Source organism: Pseudoalteromonas sp. JSTW (genome assembly GCF_013423925.1).
Lineage (GTDB): Bacteria > Pseudomonadota > Gammaproteobacteria > Enterobacterales > Alteromonadaceae > Pseudoalteromonas > Pseudoalteromonas lipolytica.
Window position 1 is genome coordinate 219,235 of the sequence record NZ_CP058973.1, and the last position, 14,926, is coordinate 234,160.

General features: G+C 41.6%; 13 protein-coding genes. 4 read left to right on the forward strand and 9 right to left on the reverse strand.

Features of this window, described 5'->3' with window-relative positions:
- Nucleotides 1-38 precede the first annotated feature (38 nt).
- The 9 genes from GZH31_RS17295 to GZH31_RS17335 form a co-directional block, all read right to left on the reverse strand.
- Nucleotides 39-869: a transporter substrate-binding domain-containing protein gene (locus tag GZH31_RS17295; protein ID WP_162898068.1), complete on the reverse strand. Its 831-nt coding sequence runs from the start codon at nucleotides 867-869 to the stop codon at nucleotides 39-41.
- A gap of 66 nt (nucleotides 870-935) precedes the next feature.
- The gene (locus GZH31_RS17300; RefSeq protein ID WP_118844936.1) at nucleotides 936-1,409 is read right to left on the reverse strand and encodes a methylated-DNA--[protein]-cysteine S-methyltransferase; all 474 of its coding nucleotides are present in this window, start codon (nucleotides 1,407-1,409) and stop codon (nucleotides 936-938) included.
- The gene (locus GZH31_RS17305) at nucleotides 1,406-2,755 is read right to left on the reverse strand and encodes a DNA-3-methyladenine glycosylase 2 family protein (protein ID WP_074989112.1); all 1,350 of its coding nucleotides are present in this window, start codon (nucleotides 2,753-2,755) and stop codon (nucleotides 1,406-1,408) included. The genes GZH31_RS17300 and GZH31_RS17305 overlap by 4 nt, the downstream gene beginning before the upstream one ends.
- Nucleotides 2,756-2,830: 75 nt before the next feature.
- On the reverse strand, nucleotides 2,831-3,442 hold the full coding sequence (locus GZH31_RS17310) for a superoxide dismutase (RefSeq protein WP_074989111.1): 612 nt from the start codon (nucleotides 3,440-3,442) through the stop codon (nucleotides 2,831-2,833).
- Between the two features lie 15 nt (nucleotides 3,443-3,457).
- Nucleotides 3,458-3,964: a hypothetical protein gene (locus GZH31_RS17315; RefSeq protein WP_074989110.1), complete on the reverse strand. Its 507-nt coding sequence runs from the start codon at nucleotides 3,962-3,964 to the stop codon at nucleotides 3,458-3,460.
- A gap of 97 nt (nucleotides 3,965-4,061) precedes the next feature.
- A complete protein-coding gene (locus tag GZH31_RS17320) occupies nucleotides 4,062-4,547 on the reverse strand; it encodes a GNAT family N-acetyltransferase (RefSeq protein WP_074989172.1) in 486 nt (161 codons plus the stop codon).
- 138 nt (nucleotides 4,548-4,685) lie between these two features.
- Complete coding sequence (locus tag GZH31_RS17325) at nucleotides 4,686-7,799, reverse strand: efflux RND transporter permease subunit (RefSeq protein ID WP_180311862.1); 3,114 nt, start codon at nucleotides 7,797-7,799, stop codon at nucleotides 4,686-4,688.
- Between the two features lie 9 nt (nucleotides 7,800-7,808).
- Nucleotides 7,809-8,936 (reverse strand): efflux RND transporter periplasmic adaptor subunit, encoded by a 1,128-nt coding sequence (locus GZH31_RS17330; protein WP_180311863.1) that lies wholly within the window; start codon nucleotides 8,934-8,936, stop codon nucleotides 7,809-7,811.
- Between the two features lie 75 nt (nucleotides 8,937-9,011).
- Nucleotides 9,012-9,389, reverse strand: coding sequence for a hypothetical protein (locus GZH31_RS17335; protein ID WP_036972834.1), 378 nt, complete (start codon nucleotides 9,387-9,389; stop codon nucleotides 9,012-9,014).
- A 166-nt stretch (nucleotides 9,390-9,555) separates the two neighbouring features.
- Here GZH31_RS17335 and GZH31_RS17340 point away from each other — a divergent pair, with 166 nt between their 5' ends.
- The 4 genes from GZH31_RS17340 to bfr all read left to right on the forward strand — a co-directional run bounded on the left by GZH31_RS17340 (nucleotide 9,556) and on the right by bfr (nucleotide 14,915).
- Nucleotides 9,556-10,416 carry a cation diffusion facilitator family transporter gene (locus GZH31_RS17340; RefSeq protein ID WP_036972835.1) on the forward strand — a complete coding sequence of 287 codons (861 nt, stop codon included), beginning with the start codon at nucleotides 9,556-9,558 and terminating at the stop codon, nucleotides 10,414-10,416.
- Between the two features lie 61 nt (nucleotides 10,417-10,477).
- Nucleotides 10,478-11,548 carry a PepSY domain-containing protein gene (locus GZH31_RS17345; protein WP_036972837.1) on the forward strand — a complete coding sequence of 357 codons (1,071 nt, stop codon included), beginning with the start codon at nucleotides 10,478-10,480 and terminating at the stop codon, nucleotides 11,546-11,548.
- A 550-nt stretch (nucleotides 11,549-12,098) separates the two neighbouring features.
- Nucleotides 12,099-14,234 carry a TonB-dependent receptor gene (locus GZH31_RS17350; RefSeq protein ID WP_180311864.1) on the forward strand — a complete coding sequence of 712 codons (2,136 nt, stop codon included), beginning with the start codon at nucleotides 12,099-12,101 and terminating at the stop codon, nucleotides 14,232-14,234.
- Between the two features lie 207 nt (nucleotides 14,235-14,441).
- The gene (bfr, locus tag GZH31_RS17355) at nucleotides 14,442-14,915 is read left to right on the forward strand and encodes a bacterioferritin (protein ID WP_036972840.1); all 474 of its coding nucleotides are present in this window, start codon (nucleotides 14,442-14,444) and stop codon (nucleotides 14,913-14,915) included.
- Nucleotides 14,916-14,926: the final 11 nt, after the last annotated feature.

The window sequence follows — 14,926 nt, forward strand, 5'->3', positions numbered from 1 at the left end:
TATGCTACCCTAATCGTGCAATAACATCATCTATTACCTTACTCTTTTGCGCCGTAGCTGCTCATCTCTAAATGAGGGGAGTTTTGCATCTGTTTTGCAAAGGTCAATGGGATATTCTGCTTTAAAAGTTGCTGCCAAATAACAACCGCCTCATTCTGATGCTTAACATAAAACTCATTTGAAAAAGCCAAGTACGCTGTCACCGTATTTAAAGGCGGATAGACAGGTGCCAGCTTCTGTCGATGGTATACCGATAAATCAAGTTTATTATTTTCGATTTGGCAGAGCACTAAAGCCGCATCGGCTCGCCCCTCTGATACACGCTCTATAGCCTGCTGCTGAGTAAACGTGTGTTCAATAAAAAACGCCTCTTCGCTGGCCGCTTCTCCCACAAAAAGCCCATTTGCAACGGCCAAAGAAAATGCCTTTGATTGTAACACTTCACGAGATTGCCATTTGGTATGAAAGCGACGACTTCCAATTAAGCATTGGCTCATTCTTGCAAAGGCAAATTTAGCAATCGGTACACCTTTATCAGTAACCGGAAATACAGCATAACGGGATTTTTGTGGACTAAATCCCGCTATAAATGCATCGACTCGACCCTGCTTAATCGCTGTAATGCACTGCGACCATGGCATTTTTACAAACTTAAAAGTCACGGATTCAAGTGCATTATCAAGTTTAGCAAGCGCCGCTAATTGCGCCGTAGGTTCAACAAGGGGTATTTCATGTTTAGCACCAACAAACAGAGGTGCTTGCGTGTGGTCCGCATAACATAAGGTCAGGGGCAATGGCGCACTACTTTTTGCCTGACAATGCAGAGAAAGTACGATAAAAAGAACAAGTAAAAATCTAATAAAAAACAACGTCACTGCCATAATAAACTACGAATTTAGTCAACTAATAACAGTGTAGAAGTAAAAACAGGATTTTTACAAAATTCCTTCGTGTTTAAGTAGCCATTCTTTACGGTCTAGTCCACCAGCATACCCCGTTAACTTTCCGCTTGCTCCAATTACCCGATGACATGGCACTATGATACTAATTGGGTTCTTCCCATTGGCTGCGCCCACTGCACGCACCGCTTTTGGGTTATTAATAGCCTGTGCTATATCTAGGTAACTCTTGGTTTTACCAAATTCAACCCCCATTAGCGCACGCCACACTGATTGCTGAAACGCCGTCCCTTGTGTGTCAAGCGGCACACTAAAATGTGTACGTTCGCCCTTGAAGTATTCGTTAAGCTCGCTCATGCATATTAAAATCGGGGTTAGTGTATGCTCGTTAACGGTTTCAGTTTGCATGGCAACAACAGGATAAAAACCTACATAACTGACGCCCTTTGAGGAGCTTTGAATGGTAATATCGCCAAGTGGGCTTGGCATAATAACTTGTTGCGTTTTCATAATTGTTGCCATAGTTGAAATGTTAAATAAGAACGGAAAGGTGCACAGCGCTCACTATCAAATTCACCGACCTCTGCTAAAGCCTTTTTAATGCCTAAGTCACCGGCAAGTAAAATATCAGGGTTACTTTGACCTCGCAGCTTAGCGTAATTAACTGTCCATGGGCCAATCCCTTTTAGTGACAGCCAATTATCAAGCTCTTGATTATCAGGATGTTGATGACAATACTCACTTAACCGGTTTAAAGCGTCTTTGCGTGATTGAGGCATTTTAAAAAAGCTCAATTCTGAATTGGCAAGCCATTCTGGAGATGGAAAAAACACGGTATCACACGCTTGATTAAACTCAGCGACCAGCTTAGTTACCAAGTTGTGCGCAGCAGTCACACTCACTTGTTGACCCAAGACTGCGCGAATACCCGCTTCAAAATCTGACCAAATACCCGGCAAGCGTAAGCCTTGTGTCAATGGCATGGCATTATTAAGTTCGGCATTTAAATGGGCTTCAATAGTGTGCGTATCAGCATCTAAATCAAGTACACGACGAATGTTATGGATCACTTGTTGTAAATAGCGGGTGTTATCAATATCTATCGTGACTTTAAAATGATTTTTTTGTTCAACAAATTGAGCAGTAAATTGCCCTTGGCAATGCGAGTCTTTAAATGTGCGCCCATAGCTTGTTTCGCTAAGCCATTCGAGACCTTTAATTAAGCGGCGCTGTAAAAACCCATGTAAAGCCTGCCAGTTATAAGGTGGACGAAACGCCAAAGTTAAATTTAACGTTGCACTTGGTTTTTTATCGGTTTTTCGCAATTTTGATGGTGCAATATTAAGCTGCTTTAAAAATGCGTCGTTAAAACGGCGAATACTATTAAAACCAGATGCAAAAGCGATGTCAGCAACCGATAAATCAGTTTCTTGTAACAGCTGCTTAGCAAAATTGCACTGATTGAATAAGCGATATTGTGTGATTGAAAGACCAAAGTGCTGATTAAACAAACGACGCAAATAACGACTCGACACACCTAATCTATCGGCCAGCACTTCACAATCATATGCCTCGCCTTTGTCAATAAGTTGCTTTGCTCTGAGCGCCGTGGTTTTAGTTCCTAACCACGCGGGACTATTCGGTGCACTATCAGGTCGACACCGAATACAAGGGCGAAACCCATCCTGTGCCGCTAAATGCGCGTACTGATAGTATTCAACATTTTTCTCTTGCGCTGTCGGTGCTGGACAAATTGGCCGACAATATATACCGGTACTTTTTACCGCGACAAAAAATACCCCATCAAATCGGGCATCACGGCTTTGCCTTGCTGTACGCCATTGTTGGCTAGTCATAATGATTCTCGTAATCAGCTAATACCGATAGCTTAACCGAATATATTTTTTTGACTAGCCAGTTTCGGACCTTAACTATTTAATCGCTGCTAAATAACGTCGCTCAACTTCGGGCCAATTAATCACTTTATAAAATGCAGCGATGTATTCTGGTCGGCGGTTTTGATATTTTAAGTAATAGGCATGCTCCCACACATCGAGAGCCAAAATCGGCGTATGGTTATGCATCAGCGGGCTGTCTTGATTTAAACTACTTTCAACAACGAGTTGATTATTTTCGTCAACACATAGCCATGCCCAGCCACTTCCAAAGCGGCTGACAGCGGCATCAGTAAACTGCTCTTTAAACTCATCAAAACTGCCAAATGCTTCAACGATCGCTGTATGTAATTCACCGCTTGGTTTGCCTACCCCATTCGGTGTCATTACTTGCCAAAATAATGAGTGATTATGGTGCCCGCCAACATGCTCTTGCACCGCCTCTTGTAATAACTCGGGCATTGTAGCAATCGTTCGCAACAGTGTTTCGGCATCTTGCTCGCTATAATGACTCCCTTCTAAGGCAGCATTCGCCTTATTAATATAAGTTTGGTGGTGCAATGTATGATGGATTTCCATAGTTTTTGCATCAATATTAGGCTCGAGTGCATCATAGTCATAAGCTAAATCGGGTAATGTAAAAGGCATACTGATTCCTTATCGTTAATGTAATAACTGCGTTTTGTGGGGATGCTCAGCTAACAGCTGATTTATACGATTGATGAGGGTTGGAAATGCCGATGACATTTTCGCAAACTTCACCAACTCAAAATACGTTTTGTGATGATGATGTAATACGTGTATGCGAACTTGCTGCTCTGGGTGCATTAAAAGATGACTAAGCCGTTGATGAGCATAGCAAAGCCAACTACAGGCTTGCTCAGGTTTTTGCATAACTTTAAAGGTATCTGCAAGGTTTAAAGTCGCCACTACAAAGGCCGCAATACAATGCTCTAATGTGTCAATAACCGTGGGGGTTAGTGGTAAGTTCGCAAATTGCGTGAGTAATGTTTCTGCACAACCACTTGCCTGCGTGTAGTGATCGCGAGCAATGATTAATTCGCCAGACTCAAAAGCCAGATTCCCGTTATAAATAGCGTTTTGCCAAGGTGCTAATGCATCATCAATAACTGGAGCACCTAAGGCTGAGAGATGTGTTGTGTGTGTCATAAAAATCACCTGCACTTAAAACCTGTGTATTAAAACTACACAGACAAAACGCTAAATGCAAATGATTTATATTTATTATTTGTGTGATTTGGTGATATTACTGATTCGCAAAATCGATCAACTCTTGCCCTGTTAGTCGATAAATAATCCATTCATTTTGTGGTTTAGCGCCAATGCTGTCATAAAAATCAATCGCGGGTTTATTCCAATCAAGTACTACCCACTCAAATCGACCGCAGTCTTTTTCTAGCGCTTGTTTCGCAAGGTATTGCATAATTTTTTTACCTGCACCTTTACCACGGCTATCAGCACTGACATATAAGTCTTCTAAATACAAACCGTTTTTACCAAGCCACGTAGAATAATTATAAAAATAAACGGCAAAACCAATGGCTGTGTCACCTTCTAAACAAATAACACTGTGAGCGGTTGCACCTTCACTAAATAAAGTTTTTAAAATAGCATTCTCATCAGTCTTTACTGCATCTGGTTCTTTTTCGTAGATAGCTAGTTCATTGATGAAATGTAGGATAGTTGCTGCGTCGCTCGGTACTGCAGGACGAATTGAAATTTTATTGCTCACGGTCTGTTCCATATGTTACTTCATTATTATAGCGCCCAGTTTATAAGGGCTTACGTGTTGTGTAAACGCCCTTTACAGAATTACTCAGTACTAAAAAAGGGGCGATTACGCCCCTCTGTAAATAAGCCACTTAGGCAGTTATTTATTACTCATCGACTTATAAAGAACAGGTAGGACAAATAAGGTCAAAAATGTTGCGCTGACCAAACCGCCAACAATCACTGTTGCCAGTGGCTTTTGTATTTCAGCCCCTATTCCCGTGCTCAATAGCATGGGTATAAGCCCTAACATTGAAGTTAATGCGGTCATTAACACTGGTCGTAACCTTGAGGTTGCCCCATCAAACACCGCGTCATCTACTTCGTCTTTGCCCTTAAGGCGATGATTAATACTTTCTACCATGACCACACCATTCAATACCGCAACACCAAACAAAGTAATAAAACCAACAGAGCTTGGTACCGACAAATATTGCCCAGATACAAACAGAGCCACAATCCCCCCTATTACCGCTAAAGGGACATTCACTAAAATAAGTAATACTTGCGATACATTGCCAAATGCAAAATAAAGTAATAGCGCAATCAGTAACAATGCCGCTGGCACAACAATCATTAAACGTTGCTGTGCCCGTTGTTGGTTTTCAAACTGACCACCTATAGCAACACTGTAACCACTCGGTAGCTGTAATTTATCCTCTATTATTGCGCGAATGTCAGCAACAACAGATCCCATATCACGTCCTTGCACATTCGCTTGTACAACTACGCGCCTTTGTACATCATCACGGCGTACTTGGGATGCTCCCGATTCAATCGCTACCTGAGCCACATCACCTACTCTCACAATCGCCCCCGAAGGGGTTTGTAAACGAAGGTCTGCAATTACACGCGGGTTCTGCCGGTAATTTTCTGCTATGCGAACATAGATATCGTAACGCTCGTTAGCATTGATAATTTGCCCTGCACTTTGTCCACCAATTCCGTGCTGTACAACCTCCATTAAATCAGTAACCGATAATCCAAAACGCGATAACGCTAAGCGGTTAGGTTTCACAATTAACTGTGCCTCACCGCCCATTTGCTCCATGGCCACATCTTTAGCACCGGGTATTTGCTTAACTAGCTGCTCAATTTGCTGACCTTTTTCACTTAACACCGCTAAATCACTACCAAACAACTTGATTGCTAACTGTGCTTTTACACCCGATAAAAGTTCATCAACACGGGTGGCGATGGGTTGCGAAAAGTTAAATAAGAGCCCAGGAAACTGCTCAAGTTTTTCTTCCATTAACTGCTGGAGTTCAACACGTGTTTTAGCATTTATCCATTGCTCGCGAGATTTAAGACCAATGTATATCTCTATGTTGTTAACAGGTTCAGGATCGCCACCGACTTCTGCTCGACCAATCCGACTAAGTGCATAATCGACTTCTGCAAATTCAAGTAACATGGCTTCCAGTTTAGGTGCCACTGAGATTGCCGTTTCAAGACTGGCTGATGGTGCAAGCGTTACCCGCAAATTAATCGTACCTTCTTCAAGTTCGGGCACAAACTCAGTCCCCAACCTTGGAAGTAAAATAGCGGCTGTAACCAATAACACGGCAGCAATAGCAAGCACCAACCGTTTTGCTTGTAACGCCTGTCGTAACGCTCGTTGATACAACTTTTCAATGGGTTGTAGCAGCTTACTGTGTTTAACTGTCACACCTTTAGCAAATAAGTAGACGCTTAGCGCAGGCACAACGACTAAGGCAACAATCATGGCACTTACTATCGCTAACATGATACTGACGGCCATAGGCTGGAACAGCTTTGCCTCGACGCCTTCAAAGCTGAATAAAGGCAAAAATACCGTTAAAATAATCAATGACGCAAAGAAAACTGGCCGAGCAACTTCTTTTGCTGCAACAGCAACCAGCTCACGGCTTGATTTACCCTGATTATGTTTTAGCCCTAGATGACGAAAAATGTTTTCAACCATAACAACAGAGCCATCTACCAGCATACCAATAGCCACAGCAATGCCACCCAATGACATTAAATTGGCCGACAGCCCTAACCAAGCCATAATACTGAGCGCTAAGCCGATTGAAATTGGAATGGACAGCAAAACCAAGAATGTTGCTCTTAAGTCTAACAAGAATAGCGCTAACACTATGATTATAAATACAAATGCAAGTAATAATGCATCTATAACGGTTTGTACCGCGTGGCTAATAAGTGCCGCTTGGTTATAAATAGGCGTGAATTTGACGCCCTCAGGCAGCGCGCGGTTGATCATTGTAATACGCTCGTTAATACCATCGATGGTCTGCTTCGTATTTGCACCAATCCTTTTTAATACCACGCCAGTTACAACTTCGCCTCGGTTAACAACATCACCATTTTCATCGCGAGTCGATAAGGTTACTGCCCCTTGGCGTATTTCACTCCCAAGCTGTACGTCTGCAACATCAGTGACTTTAATTACGGTGCCATCAATCGTTTTGATGGGGGTTTGCGCAATTTCACTCAGGCCTTTATCACCGGTCGAAAACCAGCCAGTGCCACGAATAACTAATTGCTCTTGACCGCGGTTCATATACCAACCGCCAACATTCCTGTTGTTTGCTTGCAATGCATTGCTTACATCTTGTTGGCTTAGGTCATAGGCAAGTAATTTGTTAGGGTTGAGGTTAACGTGATACTGTTTTACTTCGCCACCAAACGATAAAATATCAGTAACACCATCTATGGGTAATAGTAATAATTTAACCACCCAGTCATTTAGGCTTCGCAGCGCCATGCTATCAATGTCAGCATCGGGCTTTGCTTCAAGTAAGTATTGATAAACTTGCCCAAGACCAGAGGTATTAGGCCCCATGGTAGGCATGCCAAGTCCGTTAGGGATTAGCTCTTTAGCAGATTGTAAGCGCTCAAACACTAACTGCCGCGCAAAATAGATATCAACGCCTTCTTTAAACACCACCGTCACGCCCGACAAACCTGTTTTTGAAATCGATCGCACTTGTTCAACGTCAGGTAGTGCGTACATTACCGCTTCTATTGGGTATGTGATAAGTTGCTCGACTTCTTCCGCTCCAAGACCAGGAGCTTCGGTGTTAACAGCTACCTGCACATTTGTCACATCAGGAAACGCATCTAAGTTCAGTTTTGGAACCATTAATGCACCCAGAGCAATGGCCGCAAGTAAAGCTAATAGCACGATGAAACGGTTTTTTATCACCGACTCGATTAATAAATTAAACATGCGGCACCTCTAATGGTTATGCGGATCAAACCCGCCTTTTGCGAGCTGTGAAGCAACAAAGAATGCGCCTTGAGTAACAACGTTAACCCCTTGCTCGATACCTGATATTTCACGGTATTGTGCTAAATTTCGACCTACGCTCACCTCTTTGGCAATAAACCCACCATCATCATCAACCACAAAAACTTGCCAATCACCATCGGCACTGCGTGTTAACGCGTTTTCGGGAACCGCAAGCACAGCTTGCTCTGTTGTAAAGTGAAAATACACATCTGCAAACATGCCCGGGTGTAAGCTGTGCTGGGTATTTTTCACTTCAAGCCGCACTGTCCGTGAGCGTGTTTGCTCATCAATAGTGTGCGCCTCTTGAATAACTTTAGCGTGGTAACGGTTTCCATTTACCTGCATCGTTGCAACAGAGCCATTGGCAATCGTGCGGTCTTGATTTGAGGAAAGTTGCGCTTCTACCCACAGCGCAGATTCATCTGCAATTAGCATTAATTCAATACCTGAATCGACACGTTGACCTTGTGAAAAATTATCGGTGAGTACAGCACCCGAAGTAAGTGCAAATAAGGTATATTCACCGAGTTTTTCAGGCGAGATAGTCAGTGTTTGTTCTATTGCGTGTTTAGACAATCCAAACGCGACAAGGCGACTGTATGCCACTTCGCACTCTGCTTTTGCAGTAAGCAGCTGCTTTTCGCTCACCGTACCACGGGTCATTTTACTCACCCGCTGCCACTCAGCTTCGGCTAACCTAAATTCGGTTTGTCGGCTTGCCACCTCTCCACTAAACAAGGTTACCAAGGGATCACCTTTATTAACATGCTGTCCCAGTAAAGCGTGGCGTTTTACAACAATAGAATCAACACGAGGGGCAACCACATAACTGGCATAGCCATTGGCTTTAACTTCACCCGGTGCATACACGGTTTGGCTGTGTGTTTTGAGTTCAAGGCGTTCAACCTTAATATTCGCTAATTGCTGTTGCTGTGGCGTTAAGGTTACTTCGTTAATGTGTGGTGTTTGTGCATTTTCTTGATGGTCATGCAGTTGCTCTGACGCAAAACTGTTTGTGACATATATAAAGCATACGCACGACAATGCGTAGCGCATAAAATTTCTTAAATACATAATTTTCTCTTACTTAAAATAGGCTAAGCCCAAGCTTGCCTTAAAAAATAATCCCAAAGACAAGGGAATAAAGTGTTAAGTAAGAGAGGCGATTGGGGGGCGATGAAGTGGTGTTAGATCTGCCGACTTAAAATTAAGCTCTAACAATTCAATTTTTGCAAAATAAACTGAAACGGGTTCAGAAAGGGTAAATGAATCAACAAATGCAGGACTGTGACACACATGACAATGGCCTTTTTCGGCGGAGTCAGATAACTGTTTTGCAAGCTCGGCATGCTCAGATTGATGCTGTTGATGATCGCCATTAGCTGCGCAGTGGGCTTCAAGATCCAGCTCTTCTAAAAGCAGGGCTGAGGTGTGATTAAATGCAACATTATGATCAGCCACGTCAAAGCTATCCAGCAACGGCTGGAGCAATAACACACTAATCAAAATAACAAATGCTGCTTTCACGTAACACCTAATAATTGGTACAACGGCGTTAACTTACCAAATTAGTACTTATTTGAACAGTAAAACCTAAACACGAAACACCCCATACATGCATACTGCTAACGAGTGTTTTAAAAGCGATGCTCACATGATATAAAAATAAAGAAATCAGCAACTAGGTATGCTTATGGGACACGGACATCACCACCATCACGATGCAGAAAGCAAAAGCACACAGCAATTATTACTTGCTGTATTAATTAATGTGTTACTTACATTTGCACAAATTGTGGGGGGGCTCATTTCTGGAAGCCTATCGCTCATTGCTGATGCACTGCACAATTTAAGTGACGCATCATCGTTATTTATTGCGTTAATAGCACGCAAAATTGGGGCTAAACCAGCAAATAATCGATATCAATATGGCTATAAACGCGCCGAAATCTTAGCCACGCTTTTTAATAGCCTGAGTTTAATTGTAATTGGTGGCTACTTAGTCATTGAAGCAATAAAAAGTTACCTAAATCCAGAACCCATCGATGGCTGGATCGTTATTTGGGTTGCAGGGTTAGCCCTGATTATTGACCTAGTAACGGCATTCCTTACCTACCGTGCTGGCGCTAATCAAAGTATGAATATTCGTGCTGCGTTTATTCATAATCTTTCAGATGCTATGGCTTCTGTCGTCGTTATTATTGCCGGCTCTCTGATCATTTTATATCAATGGTATATTGTCGATCTTATTGCGACCATTCTTATCTCTGTGTATGTGATATACCACGGCGTATTGCTCTTAATTGCCAGCAGTAAAATTTTAATGCAAGTTGCACCAAGTCACTGCGAATCAACACATGTATCTGAACAACTGATAAGCGCATTTCCTATTTCAAATATTGAATACATAAAAGCATGGCAGCTTGATGAACACACCGTGCATTGCGAACTAAAGTTTTATGCCCACCAAACAATCGACAACAATGAAATTCGTCAATTTTTACAGGATAAGTTTGCTATTAAGGCGTGTACTATTGAGCAAGTTTTAGTGTAAATGTTACTTGTTATCATTTACAATTTACCTTTGTATTTAAAACAAAGTAAAGGAACACCTCTTGAAGTTGTGGTTACGCCGTACGCATTTACTCCTTGCCTTAGTAAGCGGCCTTTTTTTGATTTGCTTGAGTTTAACAGGCGCATTACTTATTTACGCAAAAGATATTCAGTACCTTACACAAGGTGATAAATGGACGGTGACTCCACAAGCTTCACCGCTCGCTTTTGACCCACTAATAGCACGCGTATCAAACACAACTAAACAACCTGTTACTTTATTAATGCCTGAGGCGCGTGATGATCTTGCTTGGCAACTACAACTTGCCAATAATCGTTATGTGAGCGTTAACCCTTACACCGGTGATATTTTATACGAATACGATTATTACAGCACGCTGTATGGATTTACCATGGCGCTACATCGTTGGTTGCTTTACAAAGATGGCGACAAAAACCACCCTTTAAGGAACTGGGTTTCACTATGCGCGCTTATTCTTATTTTAGAAATATTACTAGGGTTTTACATTTGGATTAAACCTAAAAACCGTTTAAAGCGACTAGCTATAAAACCAAAAGCCAAATTTAGAGTATTAATGTACCAACTTCATACCGTGCTGGGCGTCTATTTATTGCTGCCACTTATTTTAATAGCATACACAGGCATGGCGTTTAACTGGAAGACAGAAACTAAAGCGGTATTAGAGTTTGTAATGCAAGGCACGGTTGAAGACAGACCTAAACCACCTGACGTGCTGCCCCCTTCAGAAACAACACCTTATCAAGTACAAAAAGCCTATAACAATGCACTCACTGTTTTTCCTGAAGGTAAACTGTTTAGAATTTATTTACCTAAAAAACCGACTGACAACATTGGTTTTCGCATCGAAAACCCAGGTGAAAGCCATGCCTATAGCTGGGTATGGGCCAACCCGTATACAGCCAATATCGTCGCGAGTTACGACGCCAGCAAAAGCTCGTGGACAACACAAACATGGCACTTTAAATACAAATTCCATATTGGCGATTTTGCGGGACCTATTGTGCAGTTACTGTGGCTTGTGTTTGCCCTGTCACCTTTATTTTTTACTGTGTCGGGTTTTTACTTTTGGTACAAACGCCACTTTAGATAATAACGCGTAATTAAACTTAAACTGATAAAACATGAACCCCAGAGCATATCACTACTTTTAGCAAAAAGAAGTGTTTACATTGGCTAATTATACTACTGTATTTAGCCACCTTGAATGGCTCATATTCTCGGGCAAAGCATGATAGTTCAGCATACCCAGTATTATTGATTGATGTGTAAAATAGGTTTTAATACCAACAATACAAAAGAAAGAGTGGGCCAAATTGTAGTTATGACTACCTCTATTGTTTTATTACTTATTTGGGTGCCGCTTAGAAATACAGCGGCACCAAGTAAGTTAATTCAAGGTAAATCTATTCAAGCCAATACTACTCTCTAATGACTTAAAACGACCCTTTAATTCATTGCAGCAATTGACAACATACGCGTTAATTCGCCAAGCTCTATCGCTAATATGCTACATACATCGTAGAGATTAAACTGCCAACACTATTGCAAATAATTATCATTAAGCTTGCCTTTACAGTTCTTTGCATTTACACTGCCGCCCCATAACTCATTTCATTTATCTTTTTTTAACAAGGACAAACATGTTAAAAACATCGCTTAGCCTTATTGCACTGGTGATAAGTAGCCAATCATTTGCTGATGATGCACTCAATAAAAAACTCACAGCAGAAGAGATGGAGCACGTTGTCGTTTCTGGTAGCCGTGTTTTTGAGAGCATTGATGAAGTACCTGCTTCTGTAACTATAATTAATCAACAAGAAATTGAAGAGCACTTAAAGGTAAATCCAGAATTACAAAGTTTGCTGTCACAAATGGTACCCGGACTTGCACCTGACACAGGCAGTTCAAGCAACACAGGCCAAAGTTTACGTGGCCGCGCCCCGCTTGTTATGATTGACGGCGTTCCACAATCAACACCTCTGCGTAATGGTTCTTTAGGAATAAAAACGCTTGATCCAAGTGCAATAGCCCGTATAGAAGTTATTAAAGGCGCCACCTCTATTTATGGCAATGGGGCTTCTGGCGGTATAATTAACTATATTACCAAGCAAGCGCAAAGTGAGGGTAAAACCGAAGGTGAAATTAGCCTATCATCACGTTTTAGTGCCGTAAAACTAGAAGAAAGTGCTGGTGCACGCCTCTCAGCAGCTATTAATGGCCGCGCAGATAAATTAAGCTACTTATTTACTGCCAGTTATGAAGAAAACGGGGTACAACGTGACGCCGAAGGCGACATTTTGGGCTTGCAATATGGTTTGTCTGATGCCGTAACCGAAAACTACTTCACTAAACTGGGGTATGATTTTGACGATCAGAAACAACTGCAATTTAGCTATAACTTTTTCAGTTCTCAGCAAAAAACAGATCTCGGTGATGTCGTTGGTAATATTAACGATGGCGAAAAAACCTATGCGATACATGTGCCAAAAGAGTTGCAAAAACGAGGTAAACCACAAGGCCCTGAAGGCAACGAAAATATTACCTTGAAATACACTGATTACGCCTTGTTTGATAATACCCAAATGACCCTAGACCTCTACATGCAGGATATCGAAAACATATTCTTCTATTCGCCAAACCTTGCAAACCCAGATGAGGGCTACGATGGTGGTCAGTCAATAATCAGCTCAGAGAAAAAAGGCGCACGTGCGACATTTAATACCCTGGTCGATTTTGACAATATTGAAGCAACCTTTATCTATGGTTTAGATGCTTTAAACGATGTGACATCACAACCCCTTGTTGATGGCCGCATTTGGGTCCCCGAAATGGACATGAACAGTGTTGCAGGCTTTTTACAGACTAAATGGGTTATCAATAACGACTTAGTTGTTAAAGCCGGTGTGCGTCAAGAAAGCATTGACTTAAGCGTCGATGACTACGAAACATTAAAACTTTGTCGCTCTGCAACACAATGTTCAGTGCCACTGAGTGTAAAAGGCGACACCATTGACTACGACGCAACAACCTATAACGTGGGTATTAAATATAATTTGCTAGCGGCCTTTAGCCCCTTTGCAAATTACTCACAAGGCTCTGACATTTCAGATATTGGCCGCTTGTTACGCGCAGCAACTGTGAATGATATTGGTTTAATTCAAACCGAAGCGTCTATCATCGACAACTATGAAATTGGTTTTACCTCACAGTTTGATGATGTTCGTTTTGAATTTGCAGCCTACCGAAGTACATCGGAGTTTGGGACGACCAACAGTTTTAATGAGACAACTGGAGTGTATGAGCCCGTACGAGCACCACAAGAAATTTGGGGTTACGAAACGCTTGTTGACTACACGATTAGCCCAACCTTAAAGCTAGTTGCAACCTACAGCTATGTAGAAGGCAAAAACACTGAAGACGATATTTACTTAGGTTCTCGTCAAATTAGCCCACCAAAAGGAACTGCGAATTTAAACTGGACGCCTAACGATGAACTGTCATTAAGCGCAAGTTACTTGTATGTTGGCTCACGTAAGCGCTTTGAACCTAATGCAGACGGTGATTATGTGGGCGATCAAGGTCCAATTAGCAGCTACAATATTGTCAACTTGAGCGGCCGCTATAAGTTTACACATAACTGGCAAGCCTTCATGGGTGTTGAAAATCTATTTAATAACGATTACTACCCTGCTCGTGCGCAATCATACACGTACGGTGGTTACAACATAAAAGGCCTAGGTACAACAGTGACATTAGGGGCGACATATCGCTTTTAACGACCGCTTAATAAAACACTAAGCCCTTCTTCGTAAGGGCTTTTTTTATTTTTAAATAAAAACGATAAATTGTTCATTTATCAACCATTAACGCAAACTTAAACGAGAATCACAATCAATAGTAAATAACTGATTTACAAGGAAAAAGTTTGCAATCTTATTTTTATATACTACAATTATCGCAACTTGAATTTTGAGGACAGCACGATGAAAGGTAACCAGAAAGTCATTGATAGTTTTAATAAACTACTCGCAAACGAATTAGCCGCTATAGATCAATACTTTATCCATTCACGTATGTACGATGATTGGGGCCTTAACAAGCTGTACGAACGCCTTAACCACGAAATGGAAGAAGAGAAAGATCACGCTGACTGGTTAATCAAACGTATTCTATTTTTAGAAGGCGTACCAAACATGACCAAGCGTCGTGATTTATTAATTGGTACCGACGTTAAAAGCATGATGCAAAACGATCTCACTCTTGAACTTGAAGTGGTTGATTGTGTTAAAGAAGCCATTGCTATTTGTGAGCAAGAAAAAGACTATCAATCGCGTGAAGTACTTGAAAAACTATTATTCGATACTGAAGAAGATCATGTTTATTGGTTAGAGCAGCAGCTTGGTTTAATCGACAAAATTGGTAGCCAGAACTACCATCAATCTCAAATGGGCGAATAGAGGTTTACACG